Source organism: Nocardia sp. NPDC051833 (assembly GCF_040681225.1).
Taxonomy (GTDB): Bacteria; Actinomycetota; Actinomycetes; order Mycobacteriales; family Mycobacteriaceae; genus Nocardia.
In genome coordinates, this window is the sequence record NZ_JBFAYK010000001.1 from 3841320 (window position 1) to 3860447 (window position 19128).

General features: G+C 69.5%; 18 protein-coding genes and 1 tRNA gene. 8 read left to right on the forward strand and 11 right to left on the reverse strand.

Annotated elements, in window-relative coordinates; genetic code table 11:
* Both AB0L91_RS17395 and AB0L91_RS17400 read right to left on the reverse strand, forming a co-directional pair.
* Positions 1-74, reverse strand: a tRNA-Met gene (locus AB0L91_RS17395).
* A 52-nt stretch (positions 75-126) separates the two neighbouring features.
* Positions 127-1650, reverse strand: a complete 1524-nt coding sequence (locus AB0L91_RS17400) for an aldehyde dehydrogenase family protein (protein WP_365011009.1) — start codon at positions 1648-1650, stop codon at positions 127-129.
* Positions 1651-1764: 114 nt separating this feature from the next.
* On the opposite strand from AB0L91_RS17400, the gene AB0L91_RS17405 reads away from it, so the two are divergent.
* The 3 genes from AB0L91_RS17405 (at position 1765) to AB0L91_RS17415 (ending at position 4988) form a co-directional block, all read left to right on the forward strand.
* The gene (locus AB0L91_RS17405) at positions 1765-2217 is read left to right on the forward strand and encodes an Lrp/AsnC family transcriptional regulator (RefSeq protein WP_071926582.1); all 453 of its coding nucleotides are present in this window, start codon (positions 1765-1767) and stop codon (positions 2215-2217) included.
* Between the two features lie 65 nt (positions 2218-2282).
* Positions 2283-3623: an L-lysine 6-transaminase gene (gene lat / locus AB0L91_RS17410; protein ID WP_365011012.1), complete on the forward strand. Its 1341-nt coding sequence runs from the start codon at positions 2283-2285 to the stop codon at positions 3621-3623.
* Positions 3624-3785: 162 nt separating this feature from the next.
* Entirely contained in the window at positions 3786-4988 is a 1203-nt protein-coding gene (locus AB0L91_RS17415; RefSeq protein ID WP_365011014.1) for a YncE family protein, read from the forward strand.
* A gap of 6 nt (positions 4989-4994) precedes the next feature.
* Here AB0L91_RS17415 and AB0L91_RS17420 read toward each other — a convergent pair whose 3' ends face one another.
* From AB0L91_RS17420 to AB0L91_RS17440, 5 genes are all read right to left on the reverse strand, one after another.
* Entirely contained in the window at positions 4995-5339 is a 345-nt protein-coding gene (locus AB0L91_RS17420) for a hypothetical protein (RefSeq protein ID WP_365011015.1), read from the reverse strand.
* A gap of 21 nt (positions 5340-5360) precedes the next feature.
* Positions 5361-6731, reverse strand: coding sequence for a DoxX family protein (locus tag AB0L91_RS17425; RefSeq protein WP_365011016.1), 1371 nt, complete (start codon positions 6729-6731; stop codon positions 5361-5363).
* Between the two features lie 101 nt (positions 6732-6832).
* Entirely contained in the window at positions 6833-7801 is a 969-nt protein-coding gene (locus AB0L91_RS17430; protein WP_365011018.1) for a patatin family protein, read from the reverse strand.
* Between the two features lie 160 nt (positions 7802-7961).
* A complete protein-coding gene (locus AB0L91_RS17435; RefSeq protein ID WP_357349617.1) occupies positions 7962-9767 on the reverse strand; it encodes an acetyl/propionyl/methylcrotonyl-CoA carboxylase subunit alpha in 1806 nt (601 codons plus the stop codon).
* 188 nt (positions 9768-9955) lie between these two features.
* Positions 9956-10846, reverse strand: a complete 891-nt coding sequence (locus AB0L91_RS17440) for a sulfurtransferase (protein WP_365011329.1) — start codon at positions 10844-10846, stop codon at positions 9956-9958.
* A 153-nt stretch (positions 10847-10999) separates the two neighbouring features.
* On the opposite strand from AB0L91_RS17440, the gene AB0L91_RS17445 reads away from it, so the two are divergent.
* Positions 11000-11779: a transcriptional regulator gene (locus tag AB0L91_RS17445; RefSeq protein WP_355271678.1), complete on the forward strand. Its 780-nt coding sequence runs from the start codon at positions 11000-11002 to the stop codon at positions 11777-11779.
* Here AB0L91_RS17445 and AB0L91_RS17450 read toward each other — a convergent pair.
* From AB0L91_RS17450 to AB0L91_RS17460, 3 genes are all read right to left on the reverse strand, one after another.
* Positions 11705-12340 carry a nucleoside triphosphate pyrophosphatase gene (locus tag AB0L91_RS17450; protein ID WP_365011019.1) on the reverse strand — a complete coding sequence of 212 codons (636 nt, stop codon included), beginning with the start codon at positions 12338-12340 and terminating at the stop codon, positions 11705-11707. The genes AB0L91_RS17445 and AB0L91_RS17450 overlap by 75 nt on opposite strands.
* A gap of 7 nt (positions 12341-12347) precedes the next feature.
* Positions 12348-12677: an acyl-CoA carboxylase epsilon subunit gene (locus AB0L91_RS17455; protein ID WP_355271681.1), complete on the reverse strand. Its 330-nt coding sequence runs from the start codon at positions 12675-12677 to the stop codon at positions 12348-12350.
* 167 nt (positions 12678-12844) lie between these two features.
* Positions 12845-14485, reverse strand: a complete 1641-nt coding sequence (locus AB0L91_RS17460; RefSeq protein WP_355271683.1) for an acyl-CoA carboxylase subunit beta — start codon at positions 14483-14485, stop codon at positions 12845-12847.
* 124 nt (positions 14486-14609) lie between these two features.
* Between AB0L91_RS17460 and AB0L91_RS17465 the strand changes: the two genes are divergently transcribed.
* Positions 14610-15407 carry a biotin--[acetyl-CoA-carboxylase] ligase gene (locus tag AB0L91_RS17465; protein WP_365011021.1) on the forward strand — a complete coding sequence of 266 codons (798 nt, stop codon included), beginning with the start codon at positions 14610-14612 and terminating at the stop codon, positions 15405-15407.
* Between the two features lie 38 nt (positions 15408-15445).
* On the opposite strand, the gene AB0L91_RS17470 is transcribed toward AB0L91_RS17465, so the two are convergent.
* A complete protein-coding gene (locus AB0L91_RS17470) occupies positions 15446-16411 on the reverse strand; it encodes an acyl-ACP desaturase (RefSeq protein ID WP_355271687.1) in 966 nt (321 codons plus the stop codon).
* 128 nt (positions 16412-16539) lie between these two features.
* On the opposite strand from AB0L91_RS17470, the gene AB0L91_RS17475 reads away from it, so the two are divergent.
* Genes AB0L91_RS17475 through AB0L91_RS17485 form a run of 3 tightly spaced genes read left to right on the forward strand, consistent with a single transcriptional unit; the run spans position 16540 to position 19128 of the window.
* Entirely contained in the window at positions 16540-17070 is a 531-nt protein-coding gene (locus AB0L91_RS17475; RefSeq protein ID WP_355271689.1) for a PH domain-containing protein, read from the forward strand.
* Positions 17071-17110: 40 nt separating this feature from the next.
* The gene (locus tag AB0L91_RS17480; RefSeq protein WP_019045310.1) at positions 17111-17812 is read left to right on the forward strand and encodes a response regulator transcription factor; all 702 of its coding nucleotides are present in this window, start codon (positions 17111-17113) and stop codon (positions 17810-17812) included.
* A gap of 8 nt (positions 17813-17820) precedes the next feature.
* Positions 17821-19128, forward strand: a complete 1308-nt coding sequence (locus tag AB0L91_RS17485; RefSeq protein WP_365011024.1) for a HAMP domain-containing sensor histidine kinase — start codon at positions 17821-17823, stop codon at positions 19126-19128.

Below are 19128 nucleotides of genomic sequence, written 5' to 3' on the forward strand. Positions count from 1 at the left end.
TAGCGGGAACAGGATTTGAACCTGCGACCTCTGGGTTATGAGCCCAGCGAGCTACCGAGCTGCTCCATCCCGCGTCGTAAACACCACTGTACACGGCGCGGCACGGATGACGAAATCGGTTTCTGATCAGCCGAAATGTATTCCCTGGGCCAGCGGGAGCTCGGCCGAGTAGTTGATGGTGTTGGTGGCCCTGCGCATGTAGGCCTTCCACGAGTCGGAGCCGGATTCACGTCCGCCACCGGTCTGCTTCTCGCCGCCGAACGCACCACCGATCTCCGCGCCCGAGGTGCCGATGTTGACATTGGCGATGCCGCAGTCCGACCCGGCCAGGAAGCGCTCGGCCTCGCGCTGGTCGAGGGTGAAGATCGACGAGGAAAGGCCCTGCGGCACACCGTTGTTGAGGGCGATCGCGTCGTCGATGTCGTCGTAGACGAGGACGTAGAGAATCGGCGCGAAGGTCTCCTCGCGGACCAGTTCGGTCTGCGCGGGCATGCGCACGATCGCGGGGCGCACATAGTAGGCGTCCGGCCCGACCAGCTCGACCCGCGCACCGCCGCAGACGATCTCGCCACCGGTGTCCTCGGCCTGCAACAGCGCCTTCTGCATCGAGATGAACGCGCGCTCGTTGATCAGCGGGCCGACCAGCACGCCGTCGTCGAGCGGATTGCCGACGCGCAGCTGGGCGTACGCGGCGGTGAGCCGTTCGACCAGCTGATCGACGATGGACCGGTGCGCGATCACCCGGCGCAGCGTCGTGCACCGCTGACCCGCCGTGCCCGCCGCCGAGAAGACGATCCCGCGCACCGCCAGCTCCAGATCCGCGCTCGGCGCGACGATCGCGGCATTGTTGCCGCCCAGTTCCAGCAGGCAGCGGCCGAACCTGGCGGCCACGCGCGGGGCGACGGTGGCGCCCATCCGCACCGAACCGGTGGCGCTGAGCAGCGCGACCCGCGGGTCGTCGACCAGCGCCTCGCCGACCGCCGCGTCGCCCTGGATCAGCTGGTGCACTTCGGGATCGGCGCCGACGTCGACGGCGGCGCGGCGCAGCAGGGTGTGGCAGGCCAGCGCCGTGAGCGGGGTGGTCTCCGAGGGCTTCCACACCACGGTGTCGCCGCAGACCAGCGCGATCGCGGTGTTCCATGCCCATACCGCGACCGGGAAGTTGAACGCCGAGATCACGCCGACGACGCCGAGCGGGTGCCAGGTCTCCATCAGCCGGTGGCCCGGCCGCTCCGAGGGCATGGTGGCGCCGTAGAGCTGGCGGGAGAGCCCGATCGCGAACTCGCAGACGTCGATCATCTCCTGCACCTCGCCCAGCGCCTCCGGCCCGATCTTGCCCGCCTCCAGGGTGACCAGTTCGGCCAGCTCGCCCTGGTGGGCGACCAGCAGCTGGGCCAGCCTGCGCACCAGCGCCGCCCGCGCGGGCGCGGGTACCGTGCGCCAGTTCAGGAACGCGGTGGCCGCCCGCTCGATCGCGGCGTCGACGCCGTCAGTGGTGTCGGCGGTGAGCTGCGGCAGGGCGCCGCCGGAGATGGGGGTGCGGGCGCGCAGGTCACCGGACTCGGGTAAGTCGGCGCCGAGTCCGTGCAGCAGCGCCCTGGCCCGCAGTGCCAGCTGCTCGGAGAAGTGCTCGGTCACGGTGTCGGTCATCGCTGCTCACCTTCTGCTGTTTGGTAGGGCTCACGGAAAAGTTCGGTGGAATTCGGTGGGGGAACAGAAAGAAGTTTTCCGCGCGCAACCCCCGTGCTGCGTTAGCCTTCGCTGATGGCGGATACACCGGCTAGACCCCAGCTCGACGACATCGACCGACTATTGATCAAAGAACTGATGAGCGATGGTCGCGCCACGTTGTCGAACCTGGCGGAGAAGGCCAGCCTCTCGGTCTCGGCAGTGCAGTCACGGGTACGCAGGCTCGAAGCGCGCGGAGTGATCCGCGGGTACGCGGCGCACGTCGATCCCGAAGCGCTCGGGCACCTGCTGTCGGCGTTCGTCGCGATCACTCCTCTCGACCCGTCCCAGCCCGATGACGCGCCCGCATTGTTGCAGCACATCCCCGGCATCGAGGCGTGCCACTCGGTGGCGGGCGAGGAGAGCTACGTCCTGCTGGTCCGGGTGGCCTCCCCGCGGCACCTGGAACAGCTGCTGCAGGAGATCAGGGCCACCGCGAATGTGCGGACGCGCAGCACCATCATCCTGCAGACATTCTACGACAGGTAACGATTCCTCGTAATTGTTCCGCGATTCCGTAGAGGTTCCGTAAATATTTGCGTACCCTCGGTTTTGTGACCATCGAACTGGAGCGCCCCGGCGCGGCGGTCACCCCCGCCAACCGGGTCCACGAAATCCTGTCCTCGCACATCCTCGCGGACGGCTTCGATCTTGTGCTCGACCTGCACAAGTCGCACGGCCGGACACTGATCGACGAACGAGACGGCACCGCCTACCTCGACATGTTCGGCTTCTTCGCCTCCAACGCGCTCGGGATGAACCATCCCGCGCTGGCGGCGGACGAACGCTTCCGTGCCGAGCTGGCCACCGCCGCGCTGAACAAACCGAGCAACTCCGACATGTACACCGTGGAGATGGCCCGCTTCGTCGAGGCCTTCGTCCGCGTCGTCGGTGACCCCCGCCTGCCGCACCTGTTCTTCGTCGACGGTGGCGCGCTGGCGGTGGAGAACGCGCTCAAGGTCGCGTTCGACTGGAAGAGCAGGCACAACGAGTCGCACGGCCGGTCACCGGAACTCGGCACCAAGGTGCTGCACCTGACCGGCGCCTTCCACGGCCGCAGCGGCTACACGATGTCGCTGACCAACACCGACCCGGTCAAGACCGCGCGGTTCCCGAAGTTCGACTGGCCACGCATCGACACACCGCATACCTTCGCCGGCCCGGACATCGCCGCGCTGGAGGCCACCGCCATCGCGCAGGCCGCCCAGGCCTTCGCCGACCATCCGCACGACATCGCCTGCTTCATCGCCGAGCCCATTCAGGGCGAGGGTGGCGACCGGCACCTGCGGCCGCAGTTCCTCGGCGCCATGCAGCGCCTGTGCCACGACAACGACGCGCTGTTCGTCCTCGACGAGGTGCAGACCGGGGTCGGGATGACCGGAACCACCTGGGCCTACCAGCAATTGGGGGTGGAGCCCGATATCGTCGCCTTCGGCAAGAAGACCCAGGTCTGCGGCATCATGGCGGGCGGTCGCGTCGACGAGGTGCCCGACAACGTCTTCCGGGTGAGCTCGCGGCTGAACTCCACCTGGGGCGGCAACCTCACCGACATGGTGCGCACCCGGCGCATTCTCGAAGTGCTGGAACGGGATCGGCTGATCGCGAAGTCGGTGCCGCTGGGCGCCTACCTGCTCGACCAGCTCGGTCAGCTCGCCGCCGCGCACCCGGACAAGGTGAGCGAACCGCGCGGGCGCGGCCTGATGTGCGCGATCACGCTGGCCACCCCGGACCTGCGGGACCGGGTGGTGACGGCGCTGCGCGAACGTCAGCACGTGCTGCTGCTCGGCACCGGGACCAGCGGCATCCGGTTCCGGCCGCCGCTGACGGTCACCGAGGAGGAACTGGAGCGCGCCGTCGACGCGCTGGACGCGGTGCTGACGCGAGAGCGGCTGTAGCGCAACGGGTGCCGCCCATAGCCGGTTCACCGCGTGTCGATCGACGACGCACCGGGGCCGTGGGCGGCACGCTGTCCGAATTGCTAGATTTTCGCTGGGCTTGCTTCTAGGCTTCCCTTCCATGTCATTCGGGCTTCATCCCGGCGTGGAACGGTGCAGCGCGTGAACCGCCGAACCGAGCGAATCGGACAAATTGCTGCCGCCTTGCTGCTCGCCGTGACCGCGGGCTGTTCGAACAGCGAGGCCGTGACGGTCGAGACGTCCGCCGCGCCGCCCACCTCGACCACCACGCCGACCGCGATGCCGCCGCACATGACCGACCTGCTGCCCGGCATGCCGCCGCCGCTGTCCCCGGTCGACATCTACGCCGCCAACCGGGAACTGAGCCCGGCGGTCGCCGATCATCGGCCGCTGGTCTACGTGCCCAACAGCAAGTCCAACACCGTGACGGTGATCGACCAGAACACCTTCCAGGTGCTCGACACGTTCTCCTCCGGCGGCGCCGAACCGCAGCACGTGGTGCCCTCGTACGACATGCAGATGCTCTACGCCACCAACGATCTGCCGATCGGCGGCGGCAGCCTGCTGCCGATCGACCCGCGCACCGGAGCACCGGCGGGACCGGCGTTCCCGGTCCGCGACCCGTACAACATGTACTACACGCCCGATGGGCAGTTCGCCCTGGTCGTCGCCGAGGCGGACAAGTCGCTGGACTTCTACGACCCGGTGACCTGGCAGAAGCTGCACGCGCTCGCGGTGCCCGAGTGCGCCGGTGTGGACCACATGGACTTCACCGCCGACGGGCGCTTCGCCGTGGCCAGCTGCGAATTCATCGGGCGGATGGCGGTTTTCGACGTCGCGCACCGCACCCTGATCAAGATGATCGACCTGCCCGGCGGACGCGGCGGCATGCCGCAGGACGTGAAGCTCTCGCCCGACGGGCACGTCTTCTTCGTCGCCGACATGATGGCCGACGGCATCTACACGATCGACGCGCACACCTTCGAGAACACCGGCTTCATTCCCACCGGCAAGGGGACACACGGGCTCTACATCACCCGCGACTCCAAGCAGATGCTGATCACCAACCGCCACGAGGGCAGCATCTCGGTGTGGGATTTCGCCACCAACGGGCTGGTGCACAAGTGGTTCATCCCCGGCGGCGGCAGTCCCGACATGGGCAACATCTCCGCCGACGGGCGGGTGTTCTGGGTGTCGGGGCGGCACAACAACGAGGTGTACGCGGTCGACATCGTGAACTGGAAGCTGTTGGCGCGCATCCCCGTCGACCACGGGCCGCACGGGTTGACGGTGTGGCCGCAGCCGGGGCGCTACTCCACCGGGCACACGGGGGTCATGCGGTAGCGCGCGTCAGGCGGGGACGGCGGTCAGGCCAAGCGCGCCCGCGACGAACCGGTGGACCGAAGCCAGGCCCGCCGCCAGCGCCTCGTCCTCGCCGGGGCGGGCCCAGCCGGTGACGGTGGCGGTGTCGCCGGGACCAGGCGTCACGCCGATCTCGGCGACCAGCTCGGCGGTCGTCGGGACGCAGACGGCCCAGGAGAAGTGGGTTTCGTCGGCCCACTGCGCGGAACGGGTGGCCACGTAGCCGGGATCGGTGATGCCGCCGTCGGCCAGGGCGGGGCGGTCGTCGATGCGCTCGTCGGCCCGCAGGGCGCGCAGGTACCAGGCGCCAGCGTTGATCTCGATCGGTTCCACTCCGGCAGCGTACTGCGACGGCTACCGGTAGTAGGGCGTGGCCTGCACCCAGTGGAATCCGCGTGCGACGGCCGGGAACCGGTCCAGGTCGACCTGGTCCAGCCGCATCCGGACCGGACGACCGCCGAGCGTGCCCTCCAGGATCAGCCGGCCGGGCTGTGCGTGCACATAACCGAACGTCGCGAGTTTCCACTGGTGCGCGGTGTCGCGCGACAGCGTGATGGTGTGCTGATCGGTGTCGATCCGGGCGGGGAAGGAGACGATCGAATCGTCGAGCCGCTGCGCGGTCATGCCCTGCGGGATATCGAAGATGATGCGGCGGAAGCGTTCGGTGGCGCCGGGCGGCTTGCCCTCGGTGGGTGCGCGGAAGTCGACGAGCGCCGGGACCTGCTCGCCCGCGATCGAGTACTCGGTGACGTCCCAGATGCCGTAGAGCGGGGACTTCGGGCGGGCACTGCCGTAGGTGTGCCAGCCGTCGTAGGCCTCGACGGTCGTGGCGACCAGCAGCCACAACCCCAGCAGCACCTGGGCTCCCACCAGGATGCGGTCGCCGCGCGGTGTGGTGCGCTGCGGCGTCCGCGCGGGGACGTCGTGGCCGAGCAGAGCCCGCACGATCCGGACGAGGTCGGGGGCGGCCAGCACCAGCGCGTACAGCAGGATCTGCAGGGCGAACAGCTTCACCGGCACATCGAAGGTGAGGTTCACCAGCACCACCTGCAGGGCGACGAGCACCGCGAGCACGGAGCCGAGCCCCGCGGTCAGCGGCACGATCAGCAGCAGGCCGGCGGTGACCTCGGCGGCGCCGAGCGCGATTTCGTAGGGTTCGGACAGCGCGGACTGCGCCCACAGCACCGCCATCGGGCTCATGTGCCCGTACGGTTCGACCAGCCGCTCCAGATTGAACGACATCTGGGTCGGCAGGATCTTGATCATCCCGTACAGCAGCAGCGCGCTGACCAGGGCGAAGCGCAGCAGGAGCCGGAACAGGACGACCAGGCGCACGTAGTGGGTGCGGCGGCGGTCGAGCACCGACCAGACGGCGGTGACCGGCACCGCGACCAGGATCACGGTGAACGCGGCCAGCCATTTGGCGGCGGTGTCGCCGCTACCGGTGACGGTGTAGTCGACCCGGATGCCGAACAGGGTCGTGCCGAGCCACTCGGTGAGCGGGTACAGCGTCGTCCACTTGTCGATCGCGGTCACGGTCTCCAGTGACAGGCCCAGCGTGCGCAGCAGCGCGTGCAGCAGCCACGTCCCCGCCATCCCGAGGCCGACGGACACGTATCCGAACCGGAACAGGATGCGGGTGGCCGGGTGCCATCGCGTCGTTTCCGGCGCGGGGCCGGGACCGGTGACCTCGGACTCCGGTCGAGTCAACACCTCTGTACGCACCCATCACTCCTCCGTCGGCCGTCGTGCCGGTGAAACGCTAGGGGAGCGTGGGGAACTGGGGAATCCGGAAATGTTGGTGCCCCGACAACTCGGGGGCGGGGTCAGGCCAGGCGGGGTTGGGCGCCTAGCAGGGAGTGGACGGCGGTGCGGCCGATGTCGAGGGCGCGGGTGAGCAGGTCGGTGTCGCGGGCCGCGCTGTCGATGGCGGGGGAGTCGGCGGGCGGGTGCACCTGGAGGACCCGGTCGCCGAGGCCGGCGAGGAAGTCGTCCTCGACGGCCTGCTGGCCGGGGCGCTGGGACCACGCGCGGAAGGCGCCGGGGGCGATGGCGCGCATGTAGCCGCCGCCGACGATGCGGTGCAGCAGCGGCGCGGGCGGGCGGACCTCGTCGGTGCGGCGGGTGCGCAGCACCAGCGCGTGCGTGGTGCCGGCGGCGACTGCGCTGCGGATCGGGACGGTCTCGGACAGGCCGCCGTCGAAGTAGCTGCGCCCGCCGAGGTCGACGGGGGGACCCGCCAGCAGGGGCAGGCCCGCGGAGGCCCGTAGCGCGGTCATCAGGGTGGTTTTGTCGACGATGTGGGGTCCGAGGTCCACCGACTGCCCGGTATGGACGTCGGTGGCGATCGGGTGGAACGTGGTGGGGTTGGCCAGGATGGCCGGGAAGTCCATCGGCTCGATGCCGTCGTAGACCTGGTGCACCAGGTAGCGCAGGTCGAACACCGGGCGGCCGCGGAAGATCCGGACCGGGTCGACCACGCGGCGCATGATCGTCGAATCGGTCCAGGACCGCATGCCCGTCGCCGCCCGCCCGCACAGCAGCCACGCGCCGTTGATCGCGCCCGCCGAGGTGCCGTACACGGCGTCGAACACCGCGGACAGGCCGAGCTCCTCGAGCGCCTGCACCATGCCGCTGGAATAGACCCCGCGGCTGCCGCCGCCCTCGATCACCAGCGCGAGGCGATGGCCGTCGTCCCTGGTCCCGGCGTGCCTGCGGGACTGGATCACCTCGGCGACCGTGGCCGGACCCGGTGCCGCCGAGGGGTCCTGATCGATACGCGCACTGCTGGTCACCCGATCCACGATACGACAGGTGCCCGGGGTCCGGCCCGGTCCGATGCTCGATCTTCGCCGCCCGTTCACCCGGATCGCGGTGCTCGTTCCCGCGGCGCCGGAAAACGACGACGGGCGCCGGTCGTGATCGACCGGCGCCCGTCTCCGACGTGCTGACCTACTACTTGATCTCCGCCAGGACGGTGCCCTGGGTGATCGCGGCGCCCGCCTCGACGGCCAGGCCGGTGACCACACCCGCCTTGTGCGCGTTGACCGGGTTCTCCATCTTCATGGCCTCGAGCACCACGATCAGGTCGCCCGCCTCGACGGTCTGGCCCTCTTCGACCGCGACCTTGACGACGGTGCCCTGCATGGGCGCGGTGACCGCGTCACCGGAGGCCGCACCGGCACCCGCGCCGCCACGCTTGCGCGCCTTCGGCTTCTTGCGGATGACACCGGCACCGTTACCGGCCGAACCGGCGGCGCCACCACCGAGGGTGAACTGACCGGGCAGCGACACCTCGACGCGACGGCCACCGACCTCGACGACGACCTTCTGCCGGGGCAGATCCTCGTCCTCGTCGTCGGCGGGAGCGCCGGCCGTGAACGGCTCGACGGTGTTCTTCCACTCCGTCTCGATCCACTTGGTGTAGACCTCGAACTTCTCGCCGTCACCGACGAAGGCCGGGTCCTCGACGATCGCGCGGTGGAACGGGATGACCGTCGCCAGGCCGTCGACCTGGAACTCGGCCAGCGCGCGACGAGCGCGCTGCAGCGCCTGGTCGCGGTTCTCGCCGGTGACGATCAGCTTGGCCAGCATCGAGTCGAACTGACCGCCGATGACGCTGCCCTCGACGACGCCGGAGTCCACGCGCACACCGGGGCCGGTGGGCTCGCGGTAGACGCTGACCGGGCCGGGGGCGGGCAGGAAGCCGCGACCGGCGTCCTCACCGTTGATCCGGAACTCGAAGGAGTGGCCACGCGGGGTGGGGTCTTCCTTGATCGAGAGCTCTTCGCCGTTGGCGATCGCGAACTGCTGACGCACCAGGTCGATGCCCGCGGTCTCCTCGGTGACCGGGTGCTCGACCTGCAGGCGGGTGTTCACCTCGAGGAAGGACACGGTCTCGCCCTGCACCAGGTACTCCACGGTGCCCGCGCCGTAGTAGCCCGCCTCGCGGCAGATGCGCTTGGCCGAGTCGTGGATCTTGGCGCGGACGTCGTCGGACAGGAACGGCGCGGGCGCCTCCTCGACGAGCTTCTGGAAGCGACGCTGCAGCGAGCAGTCGCGGGTACCGGCGACGACCACGTTGCCGTGCTGGTCGGCGATGACCTGGGCCTCGACGTGGCGGGCCTTGTCCAGGTACTGCTCGACGAAGCACTCGCCGCGGCCGAAGGCGGCGATGGCCTCACGGGTCGCCGACTCGAACAGCTCGGGGATCTCCTCGATGGTGTGGGCGACCTTCATGCCGCGGCCACCGCCACCGAAGGCGGCCTTGATGGCCACCGGGACGCCGAACTCCTTGGCGAACGCGACGACCTCGTCGGCGTTCTTGACCGGGTCCTTGGTGCCCGCGGCCATCGGCGCGTTGGCGCGCTCGGCGATGTGGCGCGCGGTGACCTTGTCGCCCAGGTCGCGGATGGACTGCGGCGAGGGGCCGATCCAGATGAGCCCGGCGTCGAGGACGGCCTGGGCGAAGTCGGCGTTCTCGGAGAGGAAGCCGTATCCCGGGTGGATCGCGTCGGCGCCGGACTTGGCGGCGGCGTCGAGGATCTTGTCGAACACGAGGTACGACTCGGCCGAGGTCTGACCGCCGAGGGCGAACGCCTCGTCGGCGAGCTTCACGAAGGGAGCGTCGGCATCGGGCTCGGCGTACACCGCGACGCTGGTGATCCCCGCGTCCTTGGCAGCCCGGATCACGCGGACCGCGATCTCGCCGCGGTTAGCTACGAGTACCTTCGTGATCCGTGCGCTGGCATGGCTGGGCACTGAGCCTCCTGTGTGCAATCTTTGGTCGCTTCGGGGGACGGGTCGCCGTGTAGGCCCCGTGCCCGGTATCGACAACTTTCGTCTCGGGCGAGTGTAGGCAGTCTGCCAATTGGACCCGAACTCGGCTAGCCCTACTGTCGAGTAGGTCGCAGGTCACAGTACTCGGCGCGCTGTGATGTGAACACGTTTCAATTGATCCGGTTCGCGCTGCCCGGTTCGAGGCCCCGGCTGATCGGCAACCGCACCGAATTGCCCCATTCGATCCAGGAGCCGTCGTAATTGCGCACCGACCTGCGGCCGAGCAGGAAGGTCAGGACGAACCAGGTGTGGCTGGACCGCTCGCCGACCCGGCTGTAGACGACCAGATCCTCGGCGGGCAGCGCCCCGTAGATCTCGTCCAGCTCGGCTCTGGACCGGAATCGGCCGTCGGTGGCGCAGGCGTGCGCCCACGGAATGTTCACCGCGGTCGGCACGTGTCCGCCGCGCAGCGTCGCGTACTCCTGATCGAGCGGCTTGTCCTCGCCCTCGCCCGAGTACTCCTGGGCCGAGCGCACGTCGACCAGCGGGCTGCCCAGGCGGGTCAGCACCTCCTCGCGGAACGCGCGGGCGGCGGTGTCGTCGCGCTCGACGTCGGGATAGTCGCTGGGCGCCGGGTAGGGCAGGTCGAAGGTGGTGTCACGTTCCTCGGAGATCCAGGCGTCGCGGCCGCCGTCGAGCAGGCGGACGTCCTCGTGGCCGAAGAGGGTGAAGATCCAGGCGGTGTGCGCGGCCTGCGCGTTGTCGCGGTCGCCGTAGATCACGATGGTGTCGTCGCGCCGGATGCCCTTGGCGCGCATCAGCTCGGTGAACCGGGCGCCGTCGACGTAATCGCGGGTGACCGGGTCGCTCAGGTCGCCACGCCAATCTATTTTGACCGCGCCGGGCACATGGCCGATGTCATAGAGGAGGATGTCATCGTTCGACTCGATGATCTTCAAACCGGGTACACCGATGTTTGCGGACAGCCATTCTGTGGTTACCAATCGGTGCGGGACTGCGTAGGAACCGAAGGCGGGGTGCGGATCCGGGGCGACGGGCACGGTGTGGTCCTTCACGCGAGAGTATGGGCGGGTGCGACAGTGTGCTGGGGTCGTAGCCGATGGTATGTCTGTGTTGGCACATCACGAATCGACACAATGGTCGAATAAAGCGCAGAGCTGTCCGATAAAGTCTCTGGAGAGGAGGGGTGAGCTATGTCCGATTCTTGGCCGCGACGGCGACTGCTCGCGATCCTACGTGGCGCCACCGAGCCCCTCGACGCCCAGGAACTGGCCAGAATCACCGGACAGCATGTCACCACCGTCCGATTCCATCTCGATGTCCTCACCCGCGAATCCCTCGTCCGGCAGTTCCAGCAGCCGCCCCGCGGCCGTGGCCGTCCCCGCATCGGGTACCGCGCCGTGCAGCGCTCGGTGGGCTATCAGGAGCTCGCGCAGGTCCTCGCCGACCATCTCGGCCCCGATCCCGTCACCCGCTCGGCCGCTGCGGTAGCCGCCGGTCGCGCCTGGGGCGCCCGGATGGACATCGGCACGCACCCGGTGGAGACGCTGGCCGACGCCAGGGACATCACCATGTCGCTGATGTCGGAACTCGGCTTCGCGCCGGAGAAGGACCCGGTCGGCGAGACGGCCGAGCACGTGCAGATCAACCTCACCGCCTGCCCGCTGCGAGAACTGGCCCGCTCGCACGCCGAAGTGGTGTGCGGGGTGCACATGGGGCTCATGCGGGAGGTGCTCGAGCGCAACGGCGCGCGCGGACGGGTCGACGTGCAGCTGCACCCGTTCGTCGAGCCGGAACTGTGCACGGCCCGCCTGGAACTCACCCTCGGCGCGGAGAACTCCGCGCCGGAGCGGGCCGCCGGACCGGTCGCGACCGGGGAGCAGCCGGTGATCGCGCCGTCAGGCCCGCGCGTCCCGCCACAGCTGCGTGACACCGACGCCGACGTCTTCGAGCAGCCTGCGCAACAGCGGTAGGCCGATCCCGATCACGCTGGACGGATCGCCCTCGATCCGGTCGACGAACCAGCCGCCCAGCCCGTCGAGGGTGAACGCCCCCGCGACCTGTAGCGGCTCGCCCGTGGCGATGTAGGCGTCGAGCTCGTCGGGAGCCGGCTTGGCGAAATGCACCGTGGTGCTGCTGCACTCCGCCGACTCGGCGACGACGGCGCCGTCCCGCAGCCGCAGCACGCAGTGCCCGGTGATCAGATCGGCGCTGCGACCGGCCATGCCGGCCCAGCGGGCACGCGCCACCTCGGGCGTGTGCGGTTTGCCCTGCAGCTGCCCGTCGACGAGCAGCATGGAGTCGCAGCCGACGACGACGCAATCGGCGGCGAATTCGGGAATCGACGCGGCGACGTCGACCGCCTTGGCGCGAGCCAGGGCGACGACGACATCGTGCGAGGAGGTGTCAGGGGGCAGCGCGGCCGAGACCGCGTCCTCGTCGACGCCCGAGACGCGCACGACGGGATCGATACCCGCCGTGCGCAGGATCCCGAGGCGGGCCGGGGACGCGGAGGCCAGAACCAGCCGGGTCACCGGTGCATCAGCGCAGGTGCGACAGCAGCGGGTACGCGTACGGCGAGAACGGGGACGTGCCCCGGTGCATCAGCGTCGCCCTGCCCCAGTTGTCGGTCGGGCCGGTCGCGCCGCCCGCGGGGGCGTTCGCGGCCGCCGCGCTCAGCACGGCCACCAGCGCCGCGATGTCCTCATCGGTCGGCGAGCCCTTCACGATGCGGAACATCGGCTCACCGAGGCTCTCCGCGGGCTCGACGGCAACCGCGCTTGCGGACAGTTCGACCTCGTCGACGAGTGGTTCGACGGCGAGCTCGAGCTCGGCGGCGGTCAACACGTCTTCTTCTGCCACAGTTGTCACAGTGCCAGATCCTTCCTGCCTCGTCCGGGAGATCTTCCCCGGTGGCGAAGCTGTGGTACTCCGATGTCCTACAGCGCGGTAGACGCGATCATTCCCGGTAGGGACGCGACGATCAATAGTTGCGTCATAGCAACAAGTGTGCGCGGCCTACCGGGGATATCGCGCTTTCAGAGCGGAATGTTGCCGTGTTTCTTCGGCGGCAGGGTCACCATCTTGCGCTCGAGCAGTCGCAGCGCCGACACGATCTGGCCACGGGTGTGCGAGGGCGGGATGACCGCGTCGACGTAACCGCGCTCGGCCGCCACGTACGGGTTCACGAGGGTGTCCTCGTACTCGTTCTGCAGCTCGAGGCGCAGAGCGTCCACGTCGGCGCCGTTCTTGGCGGCCTCGGACAGCTGCTTGCGGTAGACGAAGCCGACGGCGCCGGAGGCACCCATGACGGCGATCTGCGCGGTCGGCCACGCCAGGTTCACATCGGCGCCCATGTGCTTGGAACCCATGACGTCGTAGGCGCCGCCGTAGGCCTTGCGGGTGATGATCGTGATCTTGCCCACAGTGGCCTCACCGTAGGCATAGAGCAGCTTGGCGCCGCGCCGGATGATGCCGTTGTACTCCTGGCCGGTGCCGGGCAGGAAGCCGGGCACGTCGACCAGGGTGATGATCGGGATGTTGAAGGCGTCGCAGGTGCGCACGAAGCGCGCGGCCTTCTCCGACGCGTCGATGTCGAGGCAGCCGGCGAACTGGGTCGGCTGGTTGGCGACGATGCCGACGCTGCGGCCGTCGACGCGACCGAAGCCGCAGATGATGTTCATCGCGCGCTCGGCCTGGACCTCGAGGAACTCGTCGTCGTCGAGCAGCCGGGTGATGACCTCGTGCATGTCGTACGGCTGGTTCGGCGAGTCCGGGATGATCGTGTCGAGCTCGAGGTCCTCGTCGGTGAGCGAGTCCTCGATCGCGCCGTTGATCGGGTCGCTCGGCGCGTGCCGCGGCGCCTCGGCGCGGTTGTTGCTCGGCAGGTAGCTGAGCAGGTCCTTGACGTAGTCGAGGGCGTCCTGCTCGCCGGAGGCCACGTAGTGGGCGACGCCGGACTTGGTCATGTGGGTGTGCGCGCCACCCAGGTCCTCCATGGTGACCTCTTCACCGGTGACGGTCTTGATCACGTCGGGACCGGTGACGAACATCTGCGAGGTCTGGTCGACCATCACCACGAAGTCGGTGAGCGCGGGGGAGTACACGTGGCCACCGGCGGCGGGGCCCATGATCAGCGAGATCTGCGGGATCACGCCGGAGGCCTGCACATTGCGGTGGAAGATCTCGCCGTAGAGGCCCAGGGAGACGACGCCCTCCTGGATGCGCGCGCCCGCGCCCTCGTTGATGCCGACCAGCGGGCGGCCGGTCTTGATGGCCAGGTCCATGACCTTGACGATCTTCTCGCCGTACACCTCGCCCAGCGAGCCACCGAACACGGTGACGTCCTGCGAGAACAGGCACACGTCGCGGCCGTCGATGGTGCCGTAACCGGTCACCACGCCGTCGCCGAGCGGGCGGTTGTTCTCCAGGCCGAAGTTCACGCTGCGGTGCTTGGCGAGGGCGTCGAGCTCGACGAAGGAGCCCTCGTCGACCAGGGCGAGGATGCGCTCGCGGGCGGTCATCTTGCCCTTGGCGTGCACCTTGTCGACCGCGGCCTCACCCATCGGGTGTTGCGCTTCTTCCAGCCGATTCCGCAGGTCAGCCAGCTTCCCGGCGGTCGTGTGGATATCGGGGGTGCCCGCCGAATCCGATGCGGGCTGCTGCTGGACACTCGTCATGGGTTGCGAGTGTAACGAGTGACACCACGTCGCACTACGGCAGTCTCGCCTACCGGCCAGTACAGAAACCCCAGCTAGGTACGGTCACAATGTTGCCCCTACGCGGCCGAGTAGCGTTCCCGGAATGAACAGGGCACCGATCGACGCGCCACGTCTGCGCAGCTCTCTCGCCACCCCGGCACCGGCGTTCTACGACCGGATCGACGTGGTCGAATCGACCGGATCGACCAATGCCGACCTGGTGGCCCGCGCCGCGGATCCGGCCGTCGACCGGCAGGCGCTGCTGGCCGAGGAGCAGGTGCGCGGCCGCGGCAGGCACGCCCGCACCTGGGTGAGCCCGCCGCGCGCGCAGATCTCGCTGTCGATCCTGGTCCGGCTGCCCGGGATCGAACCCGGCGCGCTGGGCTGGTTGCCCCTGCTGACCGGGATCGCGGTCGTCGACGCGGTGCGCGGCACGGCCGGGGTCGCGCCGGAACTGAAGTGGCCCAACGACGTTCTGCTCGACGGCCGCAAGCTCTCCGGCATCCTGGCCGAGGTGGCCGCGACCGGCGTCGCGCCCGCCGTGGTGGTCGGGATCGGTCTCAATGTCGACCTCGCCGAGGCGGAACTGCCGGTACCGCACGCGACTTCGCTGCGACTGGCCGGTGCCGAGAACGTCGACCGGACCGCGCTGGTCGCGGCGATCCTCACCGAGTTCGCCGGCCGCTTCACCGCGTGGGAGCGGGCCGGGTGGGCGAGCGACGAGCTCGCGGCGGCCTATCGGGAGCGCTGCGCCACCCTCGGCGTCGAAGTACGGGCCGAGCTGCCCGGCGGCAAGACCGTCACCGGGGTCGCGACCGGCATCGACGACACCGGCCGGCTGCTGATCGGCGCCGAGGCGGTCTCCGCCGGCGACGTGAGCCACCTGCGCGGCCAGTACTGAGGTGAGCGGTCCCGGCGGGCCGGGACCGCTCGGCCCGATCAGCGCGCGGCGACGCTCGCGTTGCGCTCGGCCACCTCGCGCTCGCGCGCCAGCAGCCGGTCGCGCTGCTCCTCGAAGCGCAGCACGTCCTTCTCCAGCTTGTCGATGAACTGCGCCAGATCGTCGCGCGCCGCCTCGCCCGCCGCGCCGAAATCGGTGCGGTCGAAGATGTTCCACTGCTTGAGCACCGGCTGGACGACCTCGTCGAGGTGCTGGCGCAGGTCGTAGATGCCGTGCTTGGCCATCAGCACGCCGTTGCGCCGCCAGTTCGGCATGCCCGCGCCGGGCATCTGGAAATTGGTGAGCACCTTGGTGATCGCGGGCATCGCCTGATCGGGGACCAGGTCCAGAGCCGCGCCGCAGAGGTTGCGGTAGAAGATCATGTGCAGGTTCTCGTCGGTGGCGACGCGGGCCAGCATGCGGTCGGCGACCGGGTCGTCGCAGACGCGGCCGGTGTTGCGGTGGCTGACCCGGGTGGCCAGCTCCTGGAAGGTCACGTACGCGACGTTGACCAGGAACCCGCCCCAGTTGTCCGGCGCGTGCGCGCCCTGGGTCATGTGGATCATCCTGGCCTCTTCCAGGGCGACCGGGTCGACGCCGCGGGTGACGACCAGATAGTCGCGGATCACGATGCCGTGCCGGTTCTCCTCGGCGGTCCAGCGACCGACCCAGGTGCCCCAGGCGCCGTCCTGGGAGAAGTTCTCGGCGATCTCCCGGTGGTAGGACGGCAGATTGTCCTCGGTGAGCAGGTTGGTGATCATCGCCGCCTTGGCGACGTCGGAGAGTCTGGATTGTTCCGGCTCCCAATCGATTCCGCCCATCGCCGCGAAATTGCGGCCTTCCTCCCACGGGACGTAATCGTGCGGATTCCAGTCCTTGGCGATCGAGAGGTGCCGATTGAGATTCTGTTCGGCGACCGGCTCCAGGGCCGTCAGGATTTCGAGCTGAGTCAGAGCTTTGGTCACGCGTGCCTCCACTGTCGGGTGTCGAGCAAGCAGATATGGGCAAAACCTGGCATCTAGCGTGGAAGCCACAGTATCGCCTCGGCCGTGGCATCGGGAAATGCGGCGTCCCAACGGGGTATCGTTCGGCCATGGGGTACCCGGAGGACGTTCTCGCGCCCGACGAACAGCTGATCCTGCACCGCCATCCGCACTGGAAGATGCTGGTGTGGCCGGTTGTCACACTCATCGCCGGAACCGCCGTCGCCGGTTTCCTCGGCGGCCTCGCCTGGCGCAACACCGAGGGGCACGTGCGCACCGTGTTGCTGCTGCTCATCGGGCTGATCTGGCTCGGGCTGATCCTGTGGCGCTGCGTCGGCAAGGTGATCGCCTGGAAGTCCACCCATTTCATCATCACCGACCGCCGGGTGCTGGTCCGCCAGGGCGTACTCACCCACACCGGCATCGATATCCCGCTCAGCCGCATCTCCAGCGTGCAGTTCCAGCACGGGGTGTTCGACCGGATGCTCGGTACCGGCACGCTGATCATCGGCTCGTCGTCGGAGGAACCGCTCGAATACGACGACATCCCCCAGGTGCAGCAGGTGCACGCGCTGCTCTACCACGAGGTCTTCGAGGCGGGCAGCAGCCGCCGTGACCAGACCTGGGGCGGTTATCGGTGAGCTCCCGGCCCACCGGGACCGGTATCCGTAATCTGAGCACATGACCGCCGTACTGCTCGCCGAAGACGATGAGGCGATCGCCGCGCCGCTGTCCCGGGCCCTCGGCCGCGAGGGCTACACCGTCACCGTCGAACGGTTCGGTCCCGCGGTGCTGCGCCGCGCCCTCGAGGGCGATCACGATCTGCTGATCCTCGACCTCGGTCTGCCCGGTATGGACGGGCTGGAAGTGTGCAGGCAGGTCAGGGCCAGCGGCGCCGATCTGGCGGTGCTCATGCTCACCGCGCGGACCGACGAGGTCGACTTCGTCGTCGGGCTGGACGCGGGCGCCGACGACTACGTCGGCAAGCCGTTCCGGCTGGCCGAGCTGCTGGCCCGGGTGCGCGCCCTGCTGCGGCGCAGCGGCATCGGTGACGACGCGGTGGAAGTCGGCGGGATCCGGCTCGAACCGGCCGCGCGCCGGGTGCTGGTCAACGGCGCCGAGGTGAACCTGGCCAACAAGGAGTACGAGCTGCTCAAGGTGCTCATCGACCGGGCCGGGCAGGTGGTGCCGCGCGAGACCATCCTGCGCGAGGTCTGGGGTGACGCCGACCTGCGCGGGTCCAAGACCCTGGACATGCACATGTCCTGGTTGCGCCGCAAGATCGGCGACGAGGGCCCGATGGCCGAGCGTCGCATCGTCACGGTGCGCGGTGTCGGGTTCCGGCTCAACACCGACGGGCCGTCGAGCGCGGGCCGAGGCTGATCAGGGCCGTGCGCCGCCGCATCCTGCGCTCGATCCTGACCGTGCTGACCATCACCACGGTGGTGCTCGGCGTTCCGCTGATCTACACGGCCTGGCTCTGGGTCGAGGACATCACCCGCAACGACCTGCAGAGCCGCCTGGACCGGATCGCCGCCGAGGTGATCGCCCAGGAGCGCGGCGACGGCACCGTGCACGACGGCCTCGACGTGCGCGCCATGCGAGCGCTGGTGCCCGAGGGCGGCAAACTGACGATCGTCTACCCGACGCCGCTCGACAATGCCGCGCGCACCGATATCGGTGTCGACCACGTCGACGATCCGCTCGTCGAGTCGCTGTCGATGGGTACCTCCGGGTCGCTGCGGCTCGAGGTCCCCGCCGGGCCCATGCACGCCCGGCAGGAGCAGGCGGTGGCCGCGGTCGCGCTGGCCGTGCTCGCCTCGCTCGGCGCCGCGTTCTCGGTCGCGGTGGTGACCGCGCGCCGGGTCGCCGACCCGCTGCGCGACGTGGCCGCCCGCGCCGCCCGGCTGGCCATGGGCGACTTCCGCCCCGACCCGCGCAGGCACGGCATCGCCGAGCTGGACCGCGTCTCCGACGTGCTCGATTCGGCGACCGTCGAGATCGCGGGCAGGCTGCAACGCGAGCACGCGCTGGTCGCCGACGTCTCCCATCAGCTGCGCAGCCGCCTGACCGCGGTGCGCCTGCGCCTGGACGAGCTGTCCACCCACGCCGACCCCGAGGTGGTGCACGAGGCCGAGGAGGCGATGGCGCAGGTCGACCGGCTCACCGAGGCCATCGACGACCTGGTCCGGGCCTCCCGCGACGAGGACGCCGCCGACCGCGATCCGGTCCCGGTGATGGCCGAGCTGCGCGGGGTCATGGCCGAATGGGCCCGCCCGTTCACCGAGGAGGGCCGCGAACTGCGCCTGATCGGCGACGAGTCCCTGCGTGCCCCGATCACCGGCTCCCGGCTGCGCGAGGCCGTCGCGGTGCTGGTCGACAACGCCCTGATGCACGGCGGCGGCACCTGCACGGTGTCGGTGCGCACGGTGCCGACGATGAGCTCGCGCGATCCGCTGATCTGCGTGGAGGTGGCCGACGAGGGCGAGGGTGTGCGCGACGAGCTCGCGCCGCACATCTTCGACCGCGGCTTCTCGGCCGGTGGCTCGACCGGTGTCGGCCTGGCGCTGGCGCGGGCACTGGTGGAGGCCGACGGTGGCCGGCTGGAACTCCAGCGTCGCCGCCCGGCGCTGTTCGCGGTGTTCCTCGGCTCGAAGGTCAACCGGTCGCCGAACGCGACCCTCACCGAGCCACGGTGA

What these genes read in the sequence shown, in the direction of transcription:
- AB0L91_RS17400 (WP_365011009.1), bottom strand. Translation starts at nt 1,650, where the DNA reads ATGACCGACACCGTGACCGAGCACTTCTCCGAGCAGCTGGCACTGCGG.
- AB0L91_RS17405 (WP_071926582.1), top strand. Translation starts at nt 1,765, where the DNA reads ATGGCGGATACACCGGCTAGACCCCAGCTCGACGACATCGACCGACTA.
- AB0L91_RS17445 (WP_355271678.1), top strand. Translation starts at nt 11,000, where the DNA reads ATGTCCGATTCTTGGCCGCGACGGCGACTGCTCGCGATCCTACGTGGC.
- AB0L91_RS17460 (WP_355271683.1), bottom strand. Translation starts at nt 14,485, where the DNA reads ATGACGAGTGTCCAGCAGCAGCCCGCATCGGATTCGGCGGGCACCCCC.
- AB0L91_RS17465 (WP_365011021.1), top strand. Translation starts at nt 14,610, where the DNA reads ATGAACAGGGCACCGATCGACGCGCCACGTCTGCGCAGCTCTCTCGCC.
- AB0L91_RS17475 (WP_355271689.1), top strand. Translation starts at nt 16,540, where the DNA reads ATGGGGTACCCGGAGGACGTTCTCGCGCCCGACGAACAGCTGATCCTG.
- AB0L91_RS17480 (WP_019045310.1), top strand. Translation starts at nt 17,111, where the DNA reads ATGACCGCCGTACTGCTCGCCGAAGACGATGAGGCGATCGCCGCGCCG.